The sequence below is a fragment of the Collinsella aerofaciens genome (assembly GCF_015554145.1).
GTDB classification, from domain to species: domain Bacteria; phylum Actinomycetota; class Coriobacteriia; order Coriobacteriales; family Coriobacteriaceae; genus Collinsella; species Collinsella aerofaciens_AA.
Map to the genome: position 1 here is coordinate 44,456 of NZ_JADNHZ010000017.1, position 16,518 is coordinate 60,973.

Annotated in this window: 14 protein-coding genes and 3 tRNA genes; 11 read left to right on the forward strand and 6 right to left on the reverse strand. The window is 60.9% G+C overall.

Going from position 1 to position 16,518, the window contains the following annotated elements; translation table 11 throughout:
* Positions 1-16: 16 nt before the first annotated feature.
* Positions 17-1,831 (reverse strand): VgrG-related protein, encoded by a 1,815-nt coding sequence (locus tag I2E13_RS07700; protein WP_195404726.1) that lies wholly within the window; start codon positions 1,829-1,831, stop codon positions 17-19.
* A 139-nt stretch (positions 1,832-1,970) separates the two neighbouring features.
* A complete protein-coding gene (locus I2E13_RS07705; protein WP_195404727.1) occupies positions 1,971-2,402 on the reverse strand; it encodes an RrF2 family transcriptional regulator in 432 nt (143 codons plus the stop codon).
* Positions 2,403-2,622: 220 nt separating this feature from the next.
* Here I2E13_RS07705 and sufC point away from each other — a divergent pair, with 220 nt between their 5' ends.
* Genes sufC through sufU form a run of 5 tightly spaced genes read left to right on the forward strand, consistent with a single transcriptional unit; the run spans position 2,623 to position 7,868 of the window.
* The gene (sufC, locus tag I2E13_RS07710) at positions 2,623-3,423 is read left to right on the forward strand and encodes a Fe-S cluster assembly ATPase SufC (RefSeq protein ID WP_195404728.1); all 801 of its coding nucleotides are present in this window, start codon (positions 2,623-2,625) and stop codon (positions 3,421-3,423) included.
* Positions 3,424-3,435: 12 nt separating this feature from the next.
* Positions 3,436-4,848: a Fe-S cluster assembly protein SufB gene (gene sufB / locus I2E13_RS07715; RefSeq protein ID WP_022094821.1), complete on the forward strand. Its 1,413-nt coding sequence runs from the start codon at positions 3,436-3,438 to the stop codon at positions 4,846-4,848.
* A complete protein-coding gene (locus tag I2E13_RS07720) occupies positions 4,848-6,119 on the forward strand; it encodes a SufB/SufD family protein (RefSeq protein WP_118384672.1) in 1,272 nt (423 codons plus the stop codon). Before sufB ends, I2E13_RS07720 begins: the two co-directional genes overlap by 1 nt.
* A complete protein-coding gene (locus tag I2E13_RS07725) occupies positions 6,116-7,441 on the forward strand; it encodes an aminotransferase class V-fold PLP-dependent enzyme (RefSeq protein ID WP_229057888.1) in 1,326 nt (441 codons plus the stop codon). Before I2E13_RS07720 ends, I2E13_RS07725 begins: the two co-directional genes overlap by 4 nt.
* Positions 7,434-7,868, forward strand: a complete 435-nt coding sequence (gene sufU / locus I2E13_RS07730; RefSeq protein ID WP_117583738.1) for a Fe-S cluster assembly sulfur transfer protein SufU — start codon at positions 7,434-7,436, stop codon at positions 7,866-7,868. Before I2E13_RS07725 ends, sufU begins: the two co-directional genes overlap by 8 nt.
* Before the next feature lie 65 nt (positions 7,869-7,933).
* Here sufU and I2E13_RS07735 read toward each other — a convergent pair whose 3' ends face one another.
* Positions 7,934-8,734 carry a transposase gene (locus I2E13_RS07735; protein WP_195404729.1) on the reverse strand — a complete coding sequence of 267 codons (801 nt, stop codon included), beginning with the start codon at positions 8,732-8,734 and terminating at the stop codon, positions 7,934-7,936.
* A gap of 403 nt (positions 8,735-9,137) precedes the next feature.
* Here I2E13_RS07735 and I2E13_RS07740 point away from each other — a divergent pair, with 403 nt between their 5' ends.
* The 4 genes from I2E13_RS07740 (at position 9,138) to dinD (ending at position 13,700) form a co-directional block, all read left to right on the forward strand.
* A complete protein-coding gene (locus I2E13_RS07740; RefSeq protein WP_006235554.1) occupies positions 9,138-9,872 on the forward strand; it encodes an iron-sulfur cluster assembly scaffold protein in 735 nt (244 codons plus the stop codon).
* Between the two features lie 18 nt (positions 9,873-9,890).
* Positions 9,891-10,895: a GGGtGRT protein gene (locus tag I2E13_RS07745; protein ID WP_055252290.1), complete on the forward strand. Its 1,005-nt coding sequence runs from the start codon at positions 9,891-9,893 to the stop codon at positions 10,893-10,895.
* Between the two features lie 256 nt (positions 10,896-11,151).
* A complete protein-coding gene (locus I2E13_RS07750; RefSeq protein ID WP_195404730.1) occupies positions 11,152-12,678 on the forward strand; it encodes an FAD-dependent oxidoreductase in 1,527 nt (508 codons plus the stop codon).
* Positions 12,679-12,839: 161 nt separating this feature from the next.
* Positions 12,840-13,700: a DNA damage-inducible protein D gene (gene dinD, locus I2E13_RS07755; RefSeq protein ID WP_195404731.1), complete on the forward strand. Its 861-nt coding sequence runs from the start codon at positions 12,840-12,842 to the stop codon at positions 13,698-13,700.
* Positions 13,701-13,783: 83 nt separating this feature from the next.
* Here the strand turns inward: dinD and I2E13_RS07760 are convergent.
* The 3 genes from I2E13_RS07760 to I2E13_RS07770 all read right to left on the reverse strand — a co-directional run bounded on the left by I2E13_RS07760 (position 13,784) and on the right by I2E13_RS07770 (position 14,077).
* Positions 13,784-13,859: transfer RNA gene (locus I2E13_RS07760), tRNA-Lys, on the reverse strand.
* Positions 13,860-13,902: 43 nt separating this feature from the next.
* A tRNA-Lys gene (locus tag I2E13_RS07765) sits at positions 13,903-13,978 on the reverse strand.
* A gap of 22 nt (positions 13,979-14,000) precedes the next feature.
* A tRNA-His gene (locus I2E13_RS07770) sits at positions 14,001-14,077 on the reverse strand.
* 164 nt (positions 14,078-14,241) lie between these two features.
* Here I2E13_RS07770 and I2E13_RS07775 point away from each other — a divergent pair.
* A complete protein-coding gene (locus tag I2E13_RS07775; RefSeq protein WP_117778427.1) occupies positions 14,242-15,423 on the forward strand; it encodes a pyridoxal phosphate-dependent aminotransferase in 1,182 nt (393 codons plus the stop codon).
* Between the two features lie 56 nt (positions 15,424-15,479).
* On the forward strand, positions 15,480-16,518 hold a 1,039-nt coding region (locus I2E13_RS07780; protein WP_195404732.1), incomplete at its 3' end, for an IS3 family transposase.

Genomic DNA, 16,518 nt, shown 5'->3' on the forward strand with positions numbered 1-16,518 from the left:
TCTGGCAACCGAGAGGCTACTCCTCCGAGCCGTCCTCCCCAGAAGCCTTCTTCTGCTGATCGAGCTTATGCTTACCACTTACGATAGACGTAGCGCCCAGTGTGGCCAAGCTCGCGCTGGCAAGGCTCGCCATAACGATAAGGTCGCCCGTCTTGGGCATATTACCGCCCGAAGTCTTAGTCGTTGTAGTGGTGGTTGTAGTGGTCACCGTCTTGGAGTCATTTTGCTCCTGGTTCTGTTTGTCGGTGTTGCCCTTACTGTTGTCCTCGCCCTGCCGCTTTCCGTCCTCGGTCTTGTCCTTGTTTTTGTCCTTCCCCTCAGATTCAGACTTCTTACCCTCGTCCTTCTTCTGTTCGGACTCGTCGCCCTTCTCCTCAGAGCTAGAACCCTTATCGGATTCGATCTTCTCGGAAGCCTTATCCTTGGAGTCGCCCTTTACGGCTTCGGTCTTTTCCGTGGAAGCCTGATCAGAGTTGTCCTTGTTCTGAGTCGAGCCATTATTGACGCCAGCCATCAGCGAAGAGCCCAGCGTAGAACCAAGCTGCACGGAGAAAGAAGGCTTCTTGTCCGGCGAAGCAACGGGAGCGTCCGGCGCCTTATTCGAGTCGTCCTTGGAAGCATCGGAATCAGGGGCTGCGTCAGAGCCGGAGCCGTTGTTAGAGCCGGTGTCAACGGACGAATCGCTCGAGCCGGTAGATGAGTTAGAGGTGTCAGCGCCAGTCGAACCAGAAGCGTCGCTGTCCGTATTGCTGGCAGAGCTTGAAGGCGAATCGCCCGCAGCAGAGCCGTTCAAATTGGAGCCGTTCGGGGTAGAGCCGTCGTTGGTAGTGCCACCAGCAGAGCCATTACCGTCAGCATCGGTCGAGGGCGCATCCATCCTGTCATCGTTGGCATCGTCACTCGAGTCGTCATTCGAATCAGGTGTCGGCGAGGGCGCCGGCGTAGGCTCGGGCTGCACGGGCGTCGCAGCGGCTGCCTCGTCCTCGGCGATATAAGCCAAGCAGTCCTTCAGCTCATTCTTATAACGATTCTTCCAGCCCTCATGATACTGGGGCTGACTCGAAAACTTAGTGGCGACATTGTTGACCACACTATTGGAAAGCGCCGTCACAAACTCGCGGTCGGACATATCGTTGGAAAGATTCGCCCAGCGGAAAAAGTCCCTGCAGCCACCGGTGCCGCACATGTTGGTGATGCTCCACACCATGCCCTTGACGCAATCGGCGCGGCCTGAAATATCAATACCCAGGCCGCTCTTGAGCCACGCCTCGGTCACCGCATAGTACGAGTTGTACGCATAGGCATCTTGAAGTGCTGAGAACTCAACAGGATCGGTGTTATACGCACCTTGGAAGGCATCCTGCGCGATATGGCCCAACTCGGTGAGCTGGCCGTTCTCGTACATGGCATTGCTCGTGTTGGAAATCTCGCTGCCGCGATCAATCGCATCCTTGAGCATGCTGTATTTTTCGGGGCTGTAGTTGTAGACCTGCTTCATAAACGGAATGAGCGACCAACGACGGTCGAACTGGTAATAGCCCAGCGCGTTGTAACCGTCACCATACGAAAAGCCCTGGTTATAGTTGCCATGGCTCTCGTACTTGGTGAAGTACTTCATCTCGGGAGTCACGTTGACAAACGAAACGCCCTGAACCGACCTCAGCACGCCCGAGAAGGACTGCTGGGTATAGAGACCCTTATCGATATCGGTCGCATTCGAGGCAACGCCCGGCGTGGGCTCCTCGGCAGCGGCGGGTGCCGGCGCGGAAACGGCGCCAAACGAAAGCGCCAGCGTCAGGCCCGCGACAATAGCAGAATGCTTGGGCTGCATAAGATCCTCCCTGCATTGGTGTAGTTAAAGTGCAGTTTGCAAAGATAAAAATAAGTATTGCAGCTCGCCCGTTGTTGCACAACAACCCCTCGGTAAACGGCAACAACCCTCCGCGAAATCTTAAGGAATTGCGCTCAACCTACAGCTTAATGTCAAAGTCAATCTCGGGGACGGCAGCAAGGTCGGCCAACGTCACGCCGTCGACGTACTTTTCGATCACGTCGTCCAAACCGCGCCAGAACTTGACGGTCGAGCACAAATCGCTGCGGGCGCAGCTGTTGTCGATGCCATCGCACGCCACCGGAGCCGTGCTGCCCTCGACGGCGCGCAGGATGTCGCCAGCACGCACCTCGGAGGGATCCTTGGCCATCATGTAGCCGCCGCCCTTGCCGCGCACGCTCTTAAGCAGGCCAGCCTTCATAAGCGGACGAACCAGCTGTTCCAGATACTTCTGCGAAATGTGCTCGCGGTCGGCAACCTCGCGCAGAGCAATCTTGCCCTCGGCGTCACCGAGCGCCGCGATATAGATCATCAGTCGGAGGGCATAGCGGCCCTTAGAAGAAATGAGCATACCTACCCTACCATCGTTACTGGGACAAAACCAGGCTTGTTTGTCCCAAATCCTATGCAAGCGGAGCAAACAAACCTGATTATTATGTCCCTCATCTAAAAAGTCGAGTGGATTAGTCGGGTTTTCCCTTGACTAACGCCGAACCCATAGTAACTTTATTCCGAGAAGATTCCTAGGGTTTAGCACACCTATGAGTACACCATATACAGAGAGGGACAGCATGAGCGCAAATCCGCTGCTTTCCATCGAAGGTCTGACCGCCTCCGTGGACGAGAAGACCATCCTCCACAACGTAAACCTCAACGTCGCCGCCGGCGAGACCCACGTTCTGATGGGACCCAACGGCGCCGGCAAGTCTACCCTCGGCCACCTGGTCATGGGCGACCCCGTCTACACGGTCAACGACGGACGTATCGTCTTTGACGGCCAGGACATCACCGAGCTCACCACCGACAAGCGTTCGCGCGCCGGCCTGTTTCTGAGCTTCCAGGCCCCGGTCGAGATCCCAGGCGTGCCGCTGTCGAGCTTTTTGCGCGCCAGCATCGCCGGCCGCCCCGGTCTGGAGATGAAGGGCAAGGAGTTCCGCCGTCGCGTCAAAGAGCTCGCGGCCGAGCTCAACATGGATACCGCCTACCTCAACCGCGAGCTGGGCGTGGGCTTCTCGGGCGGCGAGAAGAAGAAGGTCGAGATGCTCCAGCTTCTGCTGCTGCAGCCCAAGCTCGCCATCCTGGACGAGACCGACTCGGGCCTGGACGTCGACGCCCTGTCCACCGTCAGCCACGGCATGGACGCCTACCGCAAGAGCTGCGACGGCTCCATGCTCATCATCACGCACAACACGCGCATCCTGGAGCACCTTGATGTCGACCGCGTCCACGTTATGGTCAAGGGCCACATCGTGCGCGAGGACGACGCCTCGCTCATCCCCTGGATCGACAAGAACGGCTTTGAAACCTTCGAGCGCGAGGCAGCTGAGCAGCGCACCCAGGCCGAGGCCGCCGCTGCCGAGCAGCAGGCGTAAAGGGGCGACGCAATGACCAAGAACCGCACCGAGGTCGCGGACATCGACCGCAGCCTCTACGACTTCACCTATGGCGAGGAGGGATTCGAGCGCCTCGACGCCGGCATCACGCCCGACATCGTGCGCGAGATCAGCGCCAAGAAGGACGAGCCGCAGTGGATGCTCGACCTGCGCTTAAAGTCCCTCGAGATCTTCAACCGCTTCCCGGATCCGACGTGGGGCCCCTCCATCGAGGGCTTGGACATGGACAACATCGTCACCTACGTCAAGCCCAACACCGACCAAAAGCACGACTGGGAGTCGGTGCCCGACGACATCAAGAACACCTTTGAGCGCCTGGGCATCCCCGAGGCCGAGCGCAGCTACCTGGCAGGCGTCGGCGCGCAGTACGACTCCGAACTCGTCTACCACAACATGCAGGACACCGCGTCCAAGATGGGCATCGTCTACTCCGGCATCGAGGAGGCCCTGCACGATCCGCAGTGGGAGCCGCTCATCCACGAGAAGTTCATGACGCTCATCCCGCCCACCGACCACAAGTTTGCGGCCCTGCACGGTGCCGTGTGGTCGGGCGGCTCGTTTGTCTACGTGCCCAAGGGCACTAAGCTCGACTTTCCGCTGCAGAGCTACTTCCGCCTCAACGCCAAGGGCGCCGGCCAGTTTGAGCACACGCTCATCATCGTCGAGGACGATGCCGACCTGCACTTCATTGAGGGTTGCTCCGCGCCCAAGTACAACGTGGCCAACCTCCACGCCGGCGCCGTGGAGCTCTTTGTGGGCAAGCGCGCGCACCTGCGCTACTCGACTATCGAGAACTGGTCCAAGAACATGTACAACCTCAACACCAAGCGTGCGCGCGTGGACGAGGACGGCGACATCGAGTGGATCAGCGGCTCCTTCGGCAGCCACGTGGGCTACCTCTACCCCATGAGCGTGCTCAACGGCCGCCGCGCCCGCTCGAGCTTTACCGGCATCACCTTTGCCGGCGCCGGCCAGAACCTCGATACCGGCTGCAAAGTCGTGCTCAACGCGCCCGAGACCTCGGCGACCGTCGAAACCAAGGGCATCTCCAAGAGCGGCGGCATCCAGACCTTCCGCAGCTCCATCGTGGCCACGCCCAAGGCCGAGGGTTCCAAGGCAACCGTGAGCTGCCAGTCACTGATGCTCGACGACCAGAGCCGCTCCGATACCATCCCCGCCATGGACATCCGCGCCAAGAACGTCGATATCGGCCACGAGGCCACCATCGGCCGCATCGGCGACGACAAGGTGTTCTACCTGATGAGCCGCGGTATCTCGGAGGAAGAGGCCCGCACCATGATCGTCAACGGCTTTGCCAACCCGGTCTCCAAAGAGCTGCCGCTGGAGTACGCCGTCGAGATGAACAACCTGATCAAGCTCGAGATGGAAGGAGCGATCGGATAATGAAACAGGAAACCAACACCGCTGCTACCACGCTCGAGCAAGTTAATGCGATGCCTGCTGCCACTTGGGGCTGGCTCAAGATGAACCAGACCAAGCTCGAGCTTTCCGACGAGCTTGCCACCGCTCCCGCCGAGGCCGTTGAGGTCGAAGGCCTGGACGAGCAGTTTGCCGGCTCGGCCGACGCCTTCGACGCCGCCATGGAAGCCATGGCCGAGCGCTTCCCCGAGCGCCGTGCCGCTGCCCCCGGCGACGCCGCCGACCGCGCCCGCATCACGCCCGAGACCGAGCTCGACGTGCCCGCCACCTCTGTCTACCAGGCCGGCGCCATCAAGCTCGAGGAAGAGCTCTCCCCTGCCGAGGCCTTCGAGACCGGCATGGGCGAAGCCGCCTACACCTACCTGGCCGACCACACCACCAAGCGCATCGTCATCGATGTGCCCGCATACCAGCACGCCACGGTTACCGTGCGCGTGAGTGGCGTCGACGCTGCGGCCGCCATCGCCGCCATCGACGTCGTCGCCCGTCCCCAGTCGACGCTCGACCTGCAGATCGCCCTGGACTCCCCCGTTGCCGGCGAGGGCGTCGTGGGTTCTGCGCTGCGCGTGTGCGCCCACGAGTACGCCACCGTCAACGTGACCTGCACGCAGACGCTCGACGACAGCTGGATCGCACTCGACGACACCGGCCTGTTCCTGGACGAGGGCGCACGCGTCAACGTGCAGCACACCGTCCTGGGTGCCGGTGCCAGCGCCACCGGCCTTGCCGGCGACCTGCTGGGCGACACCGCCAAGGTGACGATCGACACCGATTACCTGGGTGCCCGCGAACAGGTGCGCGACTTTAACTACGAGCTGCGCCATCGCGGCCGCAAGACCGAGTGCGAGATCGACGCCAACGGCGTGCTGACCGGCACGTCCAAGAAGGTCTACCGCGGCACCATCGACCTCGTGCACGGCTGCAAGGGCGCAACCGGCACCGAACGCGAAACCGTGTTGCTGGCCAACAAGGGCGTCGACAACAAGACTGTCCCCGTCATCCTGTGCGACGAGGACGACGTCGCCGGCAACCACGGCGCCACCATCGGCCACGTCCGCGACGAGCAGCTGTTCTACCTCGCCTGCCGCGGCCTTGACCAAAACGCCGCCGAGGACCTGTTCATCCGCGCCAAGCTGGAGGACGCCGCGCTTTCCGCCACCGATGAGCGCACCCGCGCCGCCGTCGTCCGCCTGGGCAACAACCTGATCGACAACTTTGAGGAGGAGCTCGCATGATCGACACCGAGCACGTTAAATGCGATACCTGCACCGCCCCCGAGCCCATGATGCTCGACGCCAGCGACGAGGCTTCGCGCGGCTGGCCCACCGTGGACATCGAGAATAACCCCTACAAGGGCCAGTTCCCGCTGTTCCAGCAGCACCCCGAGATCGCCTTTCTCGATAGCGCTGCCACCGCGCAGCGCCCCGCCTGCGTGCTCGACGCCGAGCGCGACTTCTACCAGCGCATGAACGCCAACCCGCTGCGCGGCCTGTACTCGCTATCCGTCGAGGCCACCGACGCTATCGCGAAGGTGCGCCAGCAGATCGCCGATCTCATCGGCGCTTCCCAGGCCAACGAGATCATCTTCACCCGCAACACCAGCGAGTCGCTCAACCTGGTCGCCAAGAGCTTTGCGCCCACGGTGCTGGAGCCCGGCGACGAGGTCGTCATCACCATCATGGAGCACCACTCCAACCTGATTCCTTGGCAGCAGGTCTGCCGCGAGACCGGCGCCAAGCTCGTCTACCTCTACCCCACCAAGACCGGCCAGCTCACCACCGAGGAGGTTCTTGCCAAGGTGGGTCCCAAGACCAAGATCCTGGCCGTGGGACAGGTCTCCAACGTGCTGGGCGTCGAGAACCCGGTCAAGAATCTCGGCAAGCTCGTGCACAAGTACGGCGGCTATCTGGTCGTCGACGGCGCGCAGTCGCTGCCGCACATGCCGGTCGATGTGGCCGACCTGGGCGCCGACTTCTTTGCCTTTAGCGCGCACAAGGCCATGGGCCCCATGGGCATCGGCGTGCTGTGGGGCAAGATGGACCTGCTCAACGCCATGCCGCCCATGCTCACCGGCGGCGAGATGATCGATTCGGTCACCGAGCAGGACGCCGTCTGGGCTCCTGTCCCCGAGAAGTTCGAGGCGGGTACGCAGGACGCCGCCGGTATCTTCGCCACGGGTGCAGCACTCGACTACCTGGTCAACACGGTGGGTTACGAGAACATCCAGGCCCGCGAGCAGGCACTCGTCCACTATCTGATGGGCGAACTCATGCAGCTCGACTTTGTCCAGATCATCGGCTCCATCTATTGGGATAACCACCATGGCGTCGTGAGCTTTAACGTCAAGGGCATCCACCCGCACGACGTCGCGAGCATCATGGACATGGACGGCGTCTGTATCCGCGCCGGCCACCACTGCGCGCAGCCGCTGCTCACCTGGCTGGGCGTCGAGAACCTTGCCTGCTGCCGCGCCAGCGTGGCCTTCTACAACGACAAGGCCGACATCGACAAGTTCATCGCCGGCCTGCATCACGTTTGGAGCACGTTCAATGGGTAATCTGTACACCTCCACCACATTTATGGAGCACAACTCGCACCCCGACTACAAGTACGAGATGGACGCCCCCACGCACGAGCACGACGGCATCAACCCCAGCTGCGGAGACGAGCTCACCTTGCAGCTACGCGTCGAGAACAACGTGATCGAGGAGGCCTCCTTTACCGGCCACGGTTGCGCCATCAGCCAGGCCAGTGCCGACATCATGGCCGACCTCATCACCGGCGAGACCGTCGAGGAAGCTCGCCGCCTGGCAGAGCTCTTCCTCGCCATGATCCGCGGCGAGCAGCTCTCCGAGGAGGACCTGGAAGACCTGGACGAAGCCGCCCAGCTCCAAGACATCTCGCACATGCCCGCCCGCGTCAAATGCGCCGAGCTCGCCTGGCGCACCCTCGACGGCATGCTCACGGGACAAAATAATCAGTAGTATTTGTCCCAAATCTTAAGAATTTTGTTGGCCGAATCGCTTGACAAGAGTGGTTCGGCCATTTTCTATTCCGAGCCCTCAGCCTGAGCATTCACCCGCGCATAAGCGCGCACGATACGAGAGACGGTACTCTTGCTGATTCCCGTATACCGTTCGATCTCGCGCACCGTGTAGCCGCCATCGTGCAGGGCGAAAACGATTCCGTCTCGCCGCGAGGGTGCTACGGTCTTGAGTTCGTTGAGCGGCACACCCAGGCGCTTCGCCATCTTGTCGGCAAACGCACGCCGCTCCCACTCTGTCTCATCCATATCGTGAATCACCGGATCGGAACCATCGGGCATCGACAGAGAATAATCCAGAAACCCCTTGGCAGACTCAAAGAGCTCGAGCACACAAGAAGGATCCGAAAATCCCCTCGTCGCATCGTTGTCATACGCTCTCAGATACTCGGCAAAGCTGCTCCAGGGATAACGCTCGATCAGGGCGATACCCGCCTCCTGCGGATTAGCGTGAACATAGCGAATGGCAGCCATTAGATAACGGTCGGTATCGAGCGAGCGCCGGTCAAAACGGTTCTGGAACAGATGACCCGTGCGCCCCGTGCGTTTATTGAACCGCCGCGCGTACGTCAAAAGCAGCCGGTGCATCGCCGCGCTCATCGCGTCCTCGTAATCTGCAAGCACCAGATGCACGTGATTGCCCATAAGGCACCAGGCGATAACCGTCACGCCCGCCTCGCGGCAGCACTCGCGCATCAGCTCCAAAAACTCCCACCGGTCTTCATCGCCCTCAAAGATGAGCTGCTTGCCCACACCGCGGGCACAGACATGGTAAAAGCCGGTAACCGTTCTCCAAACGCGCTGCATGGCGCTCCCTTCGCCGGGATCTGATTGCCATCCAATACAGCACGATTGAAGCGTGCCATCAAAACATTCGCGCAAAACAATACACTCGCGCGGCCAAAGGCAGTAAACGGGCGGCGAACGGCACCGTTGCAACAGGTCAGAACCCGCAACGCATACAAGAGCTGACCAAAAGCTTGCCCAAGACAAACCCCCTCTACGGAAGTTCGCGACCACAGAACATATAGTTAAACCGTTTCAATTAAAACTTCCGGGCTTCTCGCTACGAAAACTGAGCCGTTCGCCGAATATTCCGTGCATTTCGCGGTATTATAGGGGCTGCATGTCATGTCCCTTTCGAAGGGTCGCCCGGCAATCGCCAGCCACGACCCCCAGACGGGACGCCAACACGATAGAGAGGAGAGGCATGCAGTACTCACAGGAAGTGGAGAACATGTGCCCCGTTGCCAAGGGTGCATACCACGGCCCCGCACCCATCCCCGAGGAGGGCAAGTGGGTCCAGGCTAAGGAGATTTCCGACATCTCCGGTCTTACGCACGGTGTGGGTTGGTGCGCACCTCAGCAGGGCGCCTGCAAGCTCACGCTGAACGTCAAGGACGGCATCATCGAGGAGGCCCTCGTTGAGACCATCGGCTGCTCGGGCATGACCCACTCTGCCGCCATGGCTTCCGAGATCCTTCCCGGCAAGACCATCCTCGAGGCCCTCAACACCGACCTCGTCTGCGACGCCATCAACGTTGCCATGCGCGAGATCTTCCTGCAGATCGTTTACGGCCGCAGCCAGACCGCGTTCTCCGAGGGCGGCCTGCCCGTGGGCGCCTCCCTCGACGACCTCGGCAAGGGCCTTCGCTCTCAGGTCGGCACCATGTTCGGCACCAAGGCCAAGGGCGCTCGTTACCTCGAGCTCGCTCAGGGCTACGTCACCCGCATGGCTCTCAACGACAAGAACGAGATCATCGCATTCGAGTTCCTGAACCTCGGCAAGTTCACCGACGCCGTCAAGGCCGGCAAGACCCCCGAGGAGGCCATCGCTGGCGCTATGGGCCACTATGGTCAGTGGGAGAACGCTGCCAAGTACATCGACCCGCGCACCGACGAGGAGACCCACTCCGTCGCCAGCGTGTTCCCGGTTCACGAGTAGAAAGGGAGGGAAATAACTATGACTGTTACGTTCGAAGGTTACGAGCGCCGCGCTGACAAGATCAACAAGTGCCTCGCCGACAACGGCATCGCCTCCCTCGAGGAAGCTCTGCAGATCTGCACCGACAAGGGCTTCAACCCGCGTGAGATCGTCAACAACACCCAGTCCATCGCCTTCCAGAACGCCGAGTGGGCCTACACCCTCGGTTGCGCTCTCGCTGTCAAGCGTGGCGCCAAGACCGCTTCTGAGGCTGCCGCCATCATCGGCGAGGGCATCCAGGCCTTCACCGTTCCCGGCTCCGTCGCCGAGGACCGCAAGGTCGGTCTGGGCCACGGCAACCTGGGCGCTATGCTGCTCTCCGACGACACCGAGTGCTTCGCCTTCCTGGCTGGCCACGAGTCCTTCGCTGCCGCTGAGGGCGCTATCGGCCTGGCTCTGAACGCCAACAAGGCTCGCAAGAAGCCGCTGCGCGTTATCCTTAACGGTCTGGGCAAGGACGCCGCCCAGATCATCGCCCGCATCAACGGCTTCACCTATGTGAAGACCCAGTTCGACTACTACACGGGCGAGCTCAAGGTCGTCGAGACCATCCCCTACTCCGATGGTCCCCGCGCTGCCGTTAACTGCTACGGCTCCGACGACGTCCGCGAGGGCGTTGCCATCATGTGGCACGAGAACGTCGACATCTCGATCACCGGCAACTCCACCAACCCCACGCGCTTCCAGCACCCCGTCGCTGGCACCTACAAGAAGGAGCGCCTCGAGGCTGGCAAGAAGTACTTCTCCGTCGCTTCTGGTGGCGGCACCGGCCGTACTCTGCACCCGGACAACATGGGCGCCGGCCCTGCCTCTTACGGCATGACCGACACCATGGGCCGCATGCACTCCGACGCCCAGTTCGCCGGTTCTTCCTCCGTGCCTGCGCACGTTGACATGATGGGTCTCATCGGCATGGGCAACAACCCCATGGTCGGTGCCACCGTCGCCTGCGCTGTCGCCGTCGAGGAGGCCCTCAAGGCCTAATCGCGCCCGCGCGATGCTCAAATAGTTGAGCTTTGGAGCCGCTACCTTTCGAGGTAGCGGCTCTTTTTGTTTGCGCTGTCGCAGGGTAGCTAATGCCAATATATCAGTTGGGGCGAAATACGAGATGTGATGAGACGGAGCGTCAGAACGTCCATGACGCCCACCTGCCATATTTGCCCTTTACCGATTTGCCGAGTCTTTGCGGCCCCATTGCCGATCACCCGTGCGACAATGCGCCGGACGAGAAAGGAATCCGATGGAATCGACTGACGTACTGGTAATTGGATCTGGCATTGCGGGCCTTTGCGCCGCCATCGAAGCGGCACGCACGGGTGCAACCGTCACTGTGGCAAGCGCCGGAAAGACTATGAGTGGATCGAGCTTCTTCCCCGGAACCTGGGGCCTGGGGCTTATCGGACCCGTCGACGAAGACGATGAGCAGGACCTCATCGACACCATTCAGACCGTTGGTGGCGGCGTCGCCGACCCCGAGCTTGTCCAGACGTTTGTCCACGGCATTCCCCAGGCAATTGAATGGCTCGAGCAAGACCTAGGCGTTGAGCTCCAGCGTCCGCAAAGCGCTGAGAGCGCCCAGCAAAAGCAATTTATCCCCTGCTTTGACCACAAGACGCGCATGTGGCGCGGCCTCACCCGCAAGCCCCTTGAGGACGCTCTGACGACCCGAATCGAGTCACTCGGCATTCGCCTGCTCCCCCGTCGCGAGCTTATCAACCTTGATGAAGATACGGACGGAAAGATTGTCGGCGCCACGCTCTACGACCGGACAAACGAGCATCTCGTGCCTATGGCAGCTAAGGCCACTATCATCGCTGCGGGCGGCACGGGTGGCCTGTTCGAGCGCAGCCTTACGTCGGCTGATGTGCTCAGCTCATCACAGGCCATCGCGCTGGCGCACGGTGCGTCCCTTACTAATATAGAGTTCATGCAGATGATGCCCGGCTTCATCGAGCCCAAGCGAAACCTTGTATTTAACGAGAAGACCTGGCGCTACGTCAAGTTCGACCAGCCGGCAGGTATTGCCGACGATAAGCTCGACGATCTGCTCGAGCAACGCTCCGGATATGGTCCCTTCACTTCGCGTCTGGATTCTCGCGCTATCGACCTAGCCATCGACCAAGCGGGAGCCGAAGGCCTGGCGCTCCACTACGACTTCCCCCGCGAGGACGTCCCCGAGTTTGTGCAGACCTTTGCCACCTGGCTACAAGACGAGCACGGCATCGCGCCGACCGACGAGATGCGCGTGGCGATGTATGCCCACGCCGCCAACGGCGGTATCAAAATCGACAAGACCGCGTACACGGGCGTTGAGGGCCTCTACGCCTGCGGTGAGGCAACAGGCGGCATGCACGGCGCCGACCGCATCGGCGGCTTGTCGAGTGCCAATGGCATCGTATTCGGGCGCATCGCGGGCGCCTCGGCAGCTCGAGCAGCGCTGGACGCTCCCGAGGCGGCCGCTCCGATGGATATCGCCCTCCCTCAGTATGGCATTGCCACAACAGATGCCGAACGCCTGACACACAGCCTTAAGCACACGATGAGCACCTATTGCATGATCAACAGGACCGAAGCAGGTCTATCCAAGGCCCTGCAACAGCTTGAAAGCCTGAAAGACGAGGCAACGGCGCTGAGCAAGCCGCATGCCAATGACAGCGAGATCGCAGCCCTCGCCCGCCTGCAATCGCAGAATCAGCTGGCAACGGAGATGGTCAAAGCCATGCGCAAGCGGACCGAAAGCCTGGGTTCGCACTATCGATCGAATTAAACTGGACACCTATCTAGAGCAGAGCACAACTAATCGATATCTATGGGCCCCGTGACCTCGAAGTGGCACGGGGCTCATTCGTGTCCGCACGGCAGCGTATCCTTATTCTGAGTACAGAGCGGGCAAAGCGCGCATAGACAATAGATCAGCGAGGAGGAGATATGGACAGTAGAGATATCGAGAAGTGGCGTGTCAAACTTGATAGCTATGCCAATGTGGAAGACGGCGTTGAGTATTGGCTCGCACGCGATTTAATGGAACCCATGGGGTACACTCGATGGGAGAACTTTGCCGAAGTTGTTAAGAGGGCAAAAGTCTCGTGCGAAACAAATAAAACTCCAGTTGATTCCCATTTTCGTGACACCACGAAAATGATAACTGCCGGTGTCGCCGCTCGCGCGGTTAAAGACTACAAGCTTACGCGCTATGCATGCTATTTAATCGCCCAAAACGGAGATTCAAACAAGCCAGAGATCGCGCTCGCCCAGGCATACTTTGCCGTGCAGACGCGCCGCCAAGAGCTCATAGAGCAGCGCTTCGCAGAGATTCAGCGCTTACAGGCGCGCCACTCGCTATCCGATTCAGAGAAACAGCTCTCGGGTATTGCATTCAAACGCGGCGTGGACTCCAAAGGATTCGCGATCATCAAGTCGAAGGGCGATGAAGCGTTATTCGGCGGCAGAAGCACGGCGGAAATGAAGCAGCAGCTCGGCATACCCAAGAGCGCGGCATTGGCGGACAGGTTAGCCGATGTCCTCATCAAAGCAAAGGACCTTACGAACTCGATGACGGCCTTCAACGCCGAGGAACACGACCTGTACGGTCTGGACCAGATCAAGCAAGAGCACGTCGAGAACAACACAAGCGTGCGTGGCAGCCTCATCGACCGCGGAATTGTACCCGAGAACCTACCGCCTGCCGAAGATACAAAGAAGCTCGAACGTCGCGTGAAAGCAGACGAGAAAAAGCTCAAGGAGGGTACAGACGGATTCACCGACCCCCAGGGCAGGCTCGACTTGTAAAGCGTCTGTGCCCTTACGGGTTCGGCCCCATGCGAGGTTAATAAAAAAGACGGCCAACCGACGCTGACCGTCTTAACAATCTTTGGTGGGCCGTCAGGGGGTCGAACCCTGGACCTTGGGATTAAGAGTCCCCTGCTCTACCAACTGAGCTAACGACCCAAAGCTAAAGTCCGTGGTGGCGGACTTTAGAGGAGATATCGTGTGGTGGGCCGTCAGGGGGTCGAACCCTGGACCTTGGGATTAAGAGTCCCCTGCTCTACCAACTGAGCTAACGACCCGATATCGACACGAAGCAAGAACTGGGGTGGGTAAAGGGACTCGAACCCTCGACCTACGGGACCACAACCCGTCGCTCTAGCCAACTGAGCTACACCCACCGTGTCCTGTGCGCTTCGCGCTCGACTATTATTGCAAGGAACGCCACGCGATGCAAGCCCCAATTTTCAAGAATTTTGAAAAGAGTTTTTCGAGCCCGTTTCGAGCAAATCCCACCGGTTCCATAGGAGTAAACTTGCTCCACCCAATGCTCGAAAGGATAGGCATGAAAGAACTCTCCAACCGCACGGCGGCGTTTACCGATTCGGTCATCCGCCGCATGACGCGCATCTCCAACAAGTATGGTGCCGTCAACCTGTCGCAGGGCTTCCCCGATTTCGATCCCCCGGCGCAGCTGCTCGATAGCCTCAGCACCATTGCCACCGACCCCAAGCCGCTTTACCACCAGTACTCCATCACCTGGGGCTCCCAGGCCATGCGCGAGGCGCTTGCCGCCAAGCAGGAGCACTTTATGGGCATGCCGATCAACCCCAACGAGAACATCGTGGTCACCTGCGGCTCCACCGAGGCCATGATGGCCGCCATGATGACGGTCACAAACCCCGGCGACAAGGTCGTCATCTTCTCGCCATTCTACGAGAACTACGGCGCCGACACGATCCTTTCGGGTGCGGAGCCTATCTACGTGCCGCTCAACCCGCCCACCTTTGACTTTGACCGTGAGGTCCTGGAGGCGGCCTTCCGCGACAACGATCCCAAGGCGATCGTTCTATGCAACCCGTCCAACCCCTGCGGCAAGGTCTTTACCCGCGAGGAGCTCACCCTTATCGCCGACCTGTGCAAAAAGTATGACGCCTACTGCATCACCGACGAGGTCTACGAGCACATCGTCTACGCGCCCCACGAGCACGTGTACATGGCCACGCTGCCCGGCATGTTTGAGCGCACCATCAGCTGCAGCTCGCTATCCAAGACCTACTCCATCACCGGCTGGCGCCTGGGCTACACCATCGCTCCTGCCGAAATCACCGAGCGCATCAAAAAGGTTCACGACTTCCTCACCGTGGGCGCCGCCGCTCCCCTGCAAGAGGCCGTCGTCACCGCCCTCAACTTCGACGACAGCTATTACCAGGAGGTCCTCGACCTCTACACCGCCAAGCGCGACCTATTCTGTCAGGGACTCGACAGCATCGGACTCACGCACAACGTGCCGCAGGGCGCCTACTACGTGATGATGGATATCTCGGAGTTTGGCTATAACAGCGACCTCGACTTCTGCGAGGATTTGGCCTCCAAGGTGGGCGTGGGCGCCGTGCCCGGCTCGAGCTTCTTCCGCGAGCCCGTCAACCATCTGATTCGTTTCCACTTTGCCAAACGAGACGAGACGCTTAACGCGGCACTGGAGAACCTCAAGTCTCTGCGTGATAAAATCGAACCGCGCGGGTAAGGACGGGGGTGCGGACAGAAAGTTGGACCGCGGGGCGGTCCGGACTGGAGGTTCGCATGTACAGCAGGGAGAAGGTCGAGCTCTTCCTCCTGGCGACGGAGGACGGCATGGGGCCGACCGCCGCCGCGAAGTTCGCGGGGGTCTCGGTGGGCGCGGCCAAGAAGTGGGCGACGGGGCACCTCCCGCACAGCTACACCGGGGCGCGCTGTAGAATCGGGGCGAGGAAACCGCCACGGAAGGAGGCCAGCTTGGGCCCCGACAAGTCGATCTACGCCCCGCCGGCGACCGGCCCGCTCGCCGGGCTCAACGAGGACCAGATAGAGAACCTGCTGCTCAGGGCGGTGTTGGCCGACCTAAAAGCGGAAGGGTGGGACCCGGCTTCGATCTCGAACAGGAGCAAGTGCGAGCTCGGCGAGAGATTGAGGCGGGCGACCGCCCTGCCCCTCCGCTCGATCACAGGTTTCTTGAGGATATCGAAGAGCTCCTATGAGTACTGGAGGCCCCGCGTCGCCGCGCCGCGCGACCGCGACGCCGACATACGCGGCCGCGTGGTGCGCATCTTCCGCGAGGGCTCGGGGTGCTGGGGGTACCGCACCGTCTGGGCGCGCCTGCGCCGCGAGGGCGTCCGCGCCAGCGAGAAGCGCGTGGCCCGCGTGATGCGCGAAGAGGGCCTCGAGGTCGTCTACAACAAGAGGCGCGCCCGGGGCTACAGCTCCTACGCCGGCGAGGTCTCCAAGGCGCCGGAGAACCTCGTGAACAGGAATTTCCACGCCGACGAGCCCAACCGGCTGTGGCTCACCGACATCACCGAGTTCAGGCTCCCGGGCGGCGAGAAGGTCTACCTGAGCCCGGTCATCGACTGCTTCGACGGGATGCCCGTCGCCTGGTCGATCGGGCTGCACCCCGACAAGCGCCTCGCGAACTCGAGCCTGCTCAAGGCCTGCGCGGCGAGGCCGGCGGGGGCGCGCACGACGATCCACTCGGACCGGGGCGGCCACTACCGCTGGCCGGAGTGGATTGTTAGCGTCAATATATTTTTCACCATTTTCACCAACGTATTTTCGCCAATCGCGCCAACGCGGATGCGCCGGATTC